Source organism: Kosakonia oryzendophytica, from assembly GCF_900094925.1.
GTDB classification, from domain to species: Bacteria; Pseudomonadota; Gammaproteobacteria; order Enterobacterales; family Enterobacteriaceae; genus Kosakonia; species Kosakonia oryzendophytica.
The window spans coordinates 67,809-75,401 of record NZ_FMAY01000018.1 but is presented as its reverse complement, the minus strand read 5'-3'; the positions used below and the strand labels follow the sequence as shown (position 1 = coordinate 75,401).

General features: G+C 51.4%; 6 protein-coding genes and 1 rRNA gene. 1 reads left to right on the top strand and 6 read right to left on the bottom strand.

The annotated features are described in order from the left end of the window. Nucleotides 1–90, top strand: a 5S ribosomal RNA gene (rrf, locus tag GA0061071_RS21990); the annotation flags it as partial. A 127-nt stretch (nucleotides 91–217) separates the two neighbouring features. Here the strand turns inward: rrf and GA0061071_RS21985 are convergent. From GA0061071_RS21985 to GA0061071_RS21960, 6 genes are all read right to left on the bottom strand, one after another. Further along, nucleotides 218–976, bottom strand: coding sequence for an amino acid ABC transporter ATP-binding protein (locus GA0061071_RS21985; RefSeq protein WP_061492946.1), 759 nt, complete (start codon nucleotides 974–976; stop codon nucleotides 218–220). Between the two features lie 8 nt (nucleotides 977–984). Continuing rightward, entirely contained in the window at nucleotides 985–2,088 is a 1,104-nt protein-coding gene (locus GA0061071_RS21980) for an amino acid ABC transporter permease (RefSeq protein ID WP_088236611.1), read from the bottom strand. A gap of 9 nt (nucleotides 2,089–2,097) precedes the next feature. Next, on the bottom strand, nucleotides 2,098–3,279 hold the full coding sequence (locus GA0061071_RS21975) for an amino acid ABC transporter permease (RefSeq protein WP_061492948.1): 1,182 nt from the start codon (nucleotides 3,277–3,279) through the stop codon (nucleotides 2,098–2,100). A 72-nt stretch (nucleotides 3,280–3,351) separates the two neighbouring features. Then, a complete protein-coding gene (locus GA0061071_RS21970; RefSeq protein ID WP_061492949.1) occupies nucleotides 3,352–4,377 on the bottom strand; it encodes an amino acid ABC transporter substrate-binding protein in 1,026 nt (341 codons plus the stop codon). 476 nt (nucleotides 4,378–4,853) lie between these two features. Beyond that, nucleotides 4,854–5,075, bottom strand: coding sequence for a putative periplasmic lipoprotein (locus GA0061071_RS21965; RefSeq protein WP_061492950.1), 222 nt, complete (start codon nucleotides 5,073–5,075; stop codon nucleotides 4,854–4,856). 320 nt (nucleotides 5,076–5,395) lie between these two features. After that, on the bottom strand, nucleotides 5,396–7,480 hold the full coding sequence (locus GA0061071_RS21960) for a putative bifunctional diguanylate cyclase/phosphodiesterase (protein WP_061492951.1): 2,085 nt from the start codon (nucleotides 7,478–7,480) through the stop codon (nucleotides 5,396–5,398). Nucleotides 7,481–7,593: the final 113 nt, after the last annotated feature.

Below are 7,593 nucleotides of genomic sequence, written 5' to 3'. Positions count from 1 at the left end.
ACCTGACCCCATGCCGAACTCAGAAGTGAAACGCCGTAGCGCCGATGGTAGTGTGGGGTCTCCCCATGCGAGAGTAGGGAACTGCCAGGCATCAATTAAAACAAAAGGCCTCGTCGAAAGACGGGGCCTTTTGTTTTGTACCGATCTCAGATCGTTGATATACAGGCAATAAAAAAGCCACCTGCACAGGTGGCTTTCACTAAAACGGTTTGACTGACTAATGGATAACCTGCGACAGGAACGCACGAGTACGTTCTGATTTCGGGTTCGCGAAGAATTCTTCTGGTGGTGCCTGCTCCACGATTTCACCGCGATCCATAAAGATCACCCGGTCAGCAACAGTACGGGCAAATCCCATTTCATGCGTTACACACAACATTGTCATGCCTGACTGAGCCAGTCCGATCATTGTATCCAGTACCTCTTTTACCATCTCCGGATCCAGTGCAGAAGTAGGTTCATCGAACAACATAATCTTCGGCTTCATGCAAAGCGAACGGGCAATAGCCACACGCTGCTGCTGCCCACCGGAAATTTGCCCCGGGAACTTATGCGCATGCTCGGCAATACGCACACGTTCCAGGTAGTGCATTGCCAGCGCTTCAGCTTCTTTCTTCGGCATCTTACGCACCCAAACAGGTGCCAGCGTACAGTTTTGCAGTACCGTAAGATGAGGGAATAAATTGAAATGCTGGAACACCATACCGACTTCCTGACGGATTTTCTCAATATTGCGGATATCTTCGTTCAGCTCGATGCCATCTACGACAATCCGTCCTTGTTGATGTTCTTCAAGATGATTAATACATCGGATGGTTGTCGATTTTCCTGAGCCGGAAGGGCCGCAAAGCACAATGCGCTCGCCCTGTTTCACATTCAGATTGATATCTCTCAGGACGTGGAATTGCCCATACCATTTGTTCACATTCTCGAGCGTAATCATCGCGTCGCCAGATTGCATAATTGTATTACTCATGGGGATCCTCAGTGCGGTGTACGCCCGGTGTTAAAGCGCTTCTCCAGATGCTGGCTATAGCGCGACATGCTAAAACAAAAAATCCAGTAAACTAACGCTGCAAAGACATAACCTTCAGTCGACATACCAAGCCATGCGGGATCCACTGTGGCCTGCTGTACGCTACTGAACAGATCAAACAGACCGATGATGATCACCAGACTGGTATCTTTGAACAGTGCAATAATGGTATTCACCAGCCCCGGGATCACCAGCTTCAAGGCCTGCGGTAAAATCACTAAGCCCTGTGTTTTCCAGTAACCCAGCGCCAGTGATTCTGCCGCTTCGTATTGCCCCTTCGGCAGTGCCTGCAAACCGCCACGGACCACTTCAGCCACGTAAGCCGACTGGAACAGGATCACCCCGACCAGCGCACGAATCAGCTTATCTATACTCGTCCCTTCAGACATAAACAGCGGCAGCATGACGGAGGACATAAACAGAACAGTGATCAGCGGAACACCGCGCCAAAACTCAATAAAGACGACAGACAGCACTCGCACAACGGGCATCTTCGAACGACGACCCAACGCCAACAAAATGCCGAGTGGTAATGCGCCTGCAATCCCCACTGACGCAATAATCAGCGTCAGGGTTAAACCGCCCCACTGACGGGTCTCAACACGATCCAACCCAAGAAACCCGCCAAACATCAGCCACCAGACCACAATCGGATAGACGATGGCCCAACAGGCGATATAGCGGCCACGGCGCGGCAACGCTTTCCAGAACATGGGGGCAATAGAGAGCAGACCCACAAGCAACGCCAGGTTAATACGCCAGCGCTGATCGTGAGGATAAAGACCATACATAAACTGGCCAAAACGCTCATGAATAAACACCCAACAGGCTCCCGCTTTCGTACAATCCGCACGGGTGGAACCCACCCAGTTTGCCTGAAATAGCGTCCATTCCAGCAAAGGCGGGATCAATTCCCACATCAACCCCAGACAAAAAAGCGTCAGCAGAGCGTTAGACCAACTGGAAAAGAGGTTTTTCCGCACCCATAACACAATACCGCTACTGCCTGCCGGTGTCGGGCGCGTAGCAGGAGACAGAATAGCTTTTGTCATCTTCGTTCCTTAGCGCTCAATCAGTGCAATGCGACGGTTATAGATGTTCATCAGCAGGGAAATCGACAGGCTGATAAGCAGGTAAACAGACATTGTGATAGCTATTGTTTCAATGGCCTGACCCGTCTGGTTTAGTACCGTACCGGCAAACAGCGACACCATATCCGGGTAGCCGATAGCGGCGGCCAGAGAGGAATTTTTCGCAATATTCAGGTACTGGCTGGTCAGCGGGGGAATAATCACACGCAACGCTTGCGGAATAATGACCTGGCGCAGCGTCACCGGATTCGGCAACCCCAGCGAGCGAGCCGCTTCGTGTTGCCCATGAGGGACAGACTGGATGCCAGAGCGAATAATCTCGGCGATAAACGCAGAGGTATACACCGACAGCGCAATGGTCAGTGCCGCCAGTTCCGGGATCAGCACCATACCACCGCGGAAGTTAAATCCGCGCAGCTCCGGTATTTCCCAATGCAATGCAGCACCGAACACCCAATGTGCCAGCAGCGGCAGTCCAATGATTAACCCCAGCGCAGTCGGCCATGTTCTGCGTAATTGCCCGGTTTTAATCTGGTGTGCTTTATTAAAGCGGAACAGACCGACAGCGGCGATCAACGCAATCACAATGGCGACAATAAATGGCAGTACACCCTCGCCCATCTGGGGGGAAGGAATATACAACCCACGGTTGCTCAGAAAGACGAGATCCATTGCGCTGACTGCCTGGCGGGGGCCTGGCAAATTACGCAGCACCGCAAAGTACCAAAAGAAAATCTGCAATAGCGGCGGGATGTTGCGGAAAGTTTCGATATAAATCGTCGATAACTTACGCAGTAACCAGTTTTCTGAAAGACGCGCAAGGCCCAGGAAAAAGCCAAGGAAAGACGCGAAAACAATACACAATGCGGAGACCAGCAGCGTATTAAGCAGGCCAACAAGAAACACACGGCCATAGGTATCGCCCTGCTCATAATCGATAAGGTGTTGAACAATACCAAAACCGGCGGCGCGGTCGAGGAAGGCAAAGCCGGAGGTGATCCCGCGATTATTCAGGTTAGTAACAGTGTTGTGTATCAAATAGATGGCAATAGCGACCACGGCCACAATCGCAATAATTTGAAACAGCCAGGCGCGAACCGCAGGGTTTGAAAGGGAAATAGCGCCTTTCACGGTTGGGCGGCGATGGGACATAGGGAAAACCTCAGTAACCATGACTCTGGGCTGGGCGTCACGCGGGGTGACGCCCGTTACAGCACTTACAAATTAGCGTACCGGCGGAGCGTACTGGATGCCGCCGTTGTTCCAGAGATTGTTCTGGCCACGTTTGATTTTCAGCGCGCTCTCAGAACCGACGTTACGTTCGAACACTTCAGAGTAGTTACCGACTTTCTTGATGATGTTATAAGCCCATTTATTATCCAGCTTCAGGTCCTTGCCGAAGTCGCCCTCTTTGCCCAGCAGGTGCGCCATATCCGGCGTGGCCGGGTTCGCCGCTTTCTCGTCGACGTTCTTCGAGTTGATGCCCATTTCTTCGGCATTCAGCATGGCGAACAGCGTCCAGCGGACGATGGAGAACCAGTCATCATCACCGCGGCGAACAACCGGACCCAAAGGCTCTTTCGAGATCACTTCCGGCAGTACGATCCACTCGGCAGGGTTGCTCAGTTTAATACGCAATGCATACAGCTGAGACTGGTCAGACGCCAGCGTATCGCAACGACCTGATTCCAGCGCTTTTGCCGATTCGTCGGAGCGGTCAAACGTGACCGGCGTATATTTCATATTGTTGGATTTGAAATAATCCGCCACGTTCAGCTCGGTGTCGGTGCCAGCCTGAATACAAACGGTTGCGCCATCAAGCTCTTTGGCGCTTTTCAGACCCGCTTTGTTATGCGTCAGAAAGCCGATACCGTCATAATAGGTGACGCCAGTAAAGGAAAGACCCATACCGCCGTCGCGTGAGGAAGTCCAGGTGGTGTTACGTGAGAGCATATCCACTTCGCCGGACTGCAACGCCGTAAAACGCTCTTTTGCGGTCAGCGGGGTGTATTTAACTTTTGTATCGTCACCGAATACGGCGGCGGCAACGCCGCGGCAAACGTCCACGTCGATACCGGTGAATTTACCGCTCGCATCCGCGTAGGAGAAGCCAGGCAGACCGTCGCTGATACCGCATTGTACAAAGCCTTTCTTTTTCACGGCATCCAGCGTTGTGCCCGCGTGCGCCTGGTTTGCAATGGCAAACAGCACGCTGGCGGCGGCCAGGCTGGCGATCATCATCTTTTTCATAATGCATCCTGTGTGGCGAAAATTTATCGTTATATAAGGCGTCCGGGAAACGCCTGAAACCTGTCTGTGGCTATGGCCATACTCTTTAAAGCAAAGGTAGTGCCAGTTTTGCGGACAGCACATTTGAGGGTGCTGAACACGCAATATTGAGAGTGTAGACAGTAAAAAATAAAACTTTTGCCCTGTGCTGGTGCAAAACTATAACCTGCGCCACAAAATGGAGCAAAAAAGGAACATCTGTTACCTGGAATTAACAGACAAGTTTCCAGGGTGAATATAAGCAAAATATTGAATGGCATCGCTTTGTGAAATGAATCACGTCCTGGCGCAAAGGAAATAAAAAAGAGGGGGTTTTACCGGCAGGATGAAAAGGATGTTTTCTTTTATTGCTTCTTTGTGAAGCCAAAAATTTACGCCTGAGGAAATCGTTGCACTGTTATAAAGCAAAAGCGCGGGGGCGCCGCGCTTTCGTGAGATCATTTGGTTAAGGCCACGATACCCAACGTCAGGCCTGCCAGTGCGGCTGCGCCACCGGCTATTGCCCCGGCGGTTTCCCAATTGTCCTGGGTGGTCCCTTTCATACAGGTATTGGTGTGTACCAGACGGCCTTGATCGTCGTAAACCGGTACACAAGGAGAATCGTGAGCGCAGCCAGCCAGAACAGTAGACAGCAACGCAATGGAAATGAATTTTTTCATGATGTTACCTCGAAATAATCACGATTCCCGGTATCGATAATAGCGATACCCGTCCAGAACCGATGCCATTATTTTACCATTGGCATAGTGGCTTGCTGTGTAGTAATAATCTCAAAGTATGTGCAGTGTAAACATCATGGAGGTAAAACCGGATAGTAGGAACAATCGTGCAGAAAAGATGAATCGTAAATAAACGATATATCCTTTAGTGGCATTAATGACAGTCTGGTGAGACATAAATCCCTTGTTACCGCGAGAATAATAAAAAAATATCCGCCCAGGTTAAATAACAACGCCACAGGCGTTTTTATTTAACCTGTTCATTTTCCTTCGTGAATATTTTCATCGGGATGTATGTAGGCTTCTGCGGTAATGGATTCAGCGCTCACAGGCTTCCCCAGTAAATAACCTTGCAGGGTATTACAGCCGAGTTCGGTGAGGAACGCGCGCTGCTCTTCCGTTTCCACCCCTTCGGCGACCACTTTCAGATTCAGCGTTTTTGCCAGCGCCACGATGGCAGAGACTATCGTGGCGTCATCGCCTTTACGACTGAGTTCACGTACAAATGCGCGATCGATTTTTAACTCACTGGCCGGCAGGCGTTTCAGATACAGCAGGCTGGAGTAACCAGTACCGAAATCATCAATAGACGCCTTCACACCCAATTCAGTCAGTTTTGTTAGCACCCGCACGCTCTCGTCCGGGTTGTTCATCGCAGTGGTTTCCGTCACTTCAAGGATCAGCTTGTCCGCTGGCACATCATGCTTCTTGAGCGTGGCAATAATGGTCTCGACCAGTGCGGATTGCTCAAACTGAAGCGTTGAGAGATTCACTGCAATTGACCATACCAGACGGCCCTGCTTGCGCCATTCGCTAAGCTGTCGGCAGGCTTCGTCTACCACCCAGTTGCCCAAGGGGACAATGAGCCCGGTTTTTTCGGCCAAAGGGAGAAACACATCCGGCGTCAGGCGACCCCTTTGTGGATGATCCCAGCGCAGGAGCGCCTCAAAACCAATCACCGGGCCTGAAGGGGCGTTGAATTTAGGTTGATACACCAGACGAAATTCCTGATGTTCCAGCGCAGACCATAAATCATTGAGCAAGTGGAGTTGCGTTTGCGCCAGCGCATTCATTGACGGCTGGAAAAAATGATAGCCATTACGCCCCATATGCTTAGTGTGGTACATCGCTGCATCGGCGTTGAACATCATCTCACGCTCATTCTTACCGTCATGCGGATACAGCGCGATGCCCACGCTTAGCGTGACCATGACATCATAGGGATCGATGTTGAACGGTTTATCAATAACGTGCACCAGGGAATTGGCAAGGGTGGCCGCTTCATCAGGCGCACTGACTTCGACCAGTAAGACAAATTCGTCGCCGCCGATTCGCGCCAGCGTATATTGTCCTTTTAGCTGTTGCGTCAGGCGGTCAGTCACTGCAATCAGAAGCTTATCGCCGACATCATGGCCCCAGGCGTCGTTGACGGTTTTAAAACCATCAAGATCCATAAACATCAGGGCAAAACAGGATCTTTCGCGGTTGGCTTTCGTAATGGCCTGCTCAAGGCGGTCTTCCAGTAATACGCGGTTAGGTAAACGGGTAAGCGTATCGTGCAGGGCCAGGCGCGCCAGTTCACGATTAGCTGCAGCCAGTGACGTCGCAAGCAACGACGTGCGGGCCTGCAGACGCGCATCGAACATCGACACCAGTAACGTAATGCCCAGCACCGAGAACGCCATCATACTGACCAGAATCGCCAGCCAGTTATTGCTAAAACCGCTATTCCCCATGATGTGCTGCTGGGGAAATTGCGCAGCTGTCATCCCGGTGTAATGCATTCCGGCAATCGCAATCCCCATCAGAATGGCGGCACCAAAGCGCATTAATGCCACTTGCGCGGCCTCATGGCGTAAACGGAAAGTGAGCCACAACGCGGCAAAAGATGCCGCCAGTGCAATCACTACCGACAAGGCGACCCAGTTCATATTCCAGACAATAGCCGGTGAGACCTGCAAGGCGGCCATCCCGGTATAATGCATCGCGACAATGCCAAGCCCCATCACAATAGAACCGGGGATCAGGCGCTGTAGATTGAGTCGTGGCGCGCTAACCAGCCAAAGCGCGAACAGTGAGGAGCCAATGGCAATGAACATGGATATAACGGTAAGCAGCGGTTCGTAGCGCATACTCATTGATATATCCATGGCCAGCATACCGATAAAATGCATCGCCCAGATGCCGATCCCCATTGCGATACCGCCGCCTGTTAACCAGATCCAGGCTGACGCACCCGTACTGGTGGAGACGCGACCGGCCATGTTCAATGCAGTATAAGAGGCCAGGATGGCGACGATAAAAGAAACAACAACCAGGATATAGTCGTATTGGCTAACCAGCATGATGTCATCAACTCATTCACTAAGGGCGTTACGCATTACTGCCGTCGTCGGGCGAAAAGGGCTGAGACATTGTCATCGTAAGGGATGGCTCAAAGCGATTTAAACCCCAGCGT

Coding starts and splice junctions, on each gene's coding strand:
- GA0061071_RS21960 (WP_061492951.1), bottom strand. CDS start 7,480: ATGCTGGTTAGCCAATACGACTATATCCTGGTTGTTGTTTCTTTTATC.
- GA0061071_RS21965 (WP_061492950.1), bottom strand. CDS start 5,075: ATGAAAAAATTCATTTCCATTGCGTTGCTGTCTACTGTTCTGGCTGGC.
- GA0061071_RS21980 (WP_088236611.1), bottom strand. CDS start 2,088: ATGACAAAAGCTATTCTGTCTCCTGCTACGCGCCCGACACCGGCAGGC.
- GA0061071_RS21975 (WP_061492948.1), bottom strand. CDS start 3,279: ATGTCCCATCGCCGCCCAACCGTGAAAGGCGCTATTTCCCTTTCAAAC.
- GA0061071_RS21970 (WP_061492949.1), bottom strand. CDS start 4,377: ATGAAAAAGATGATGATCGCCAGCCTGGCCGCCGCCAGCGTGCTGTTT.
- GA0061071_RS21985 (WP_061492946.1), bottom strand. CDS start 976: ATGAGTAATACAATTATGCAATCTGGCGACGCGATGATTACGCTCGAG.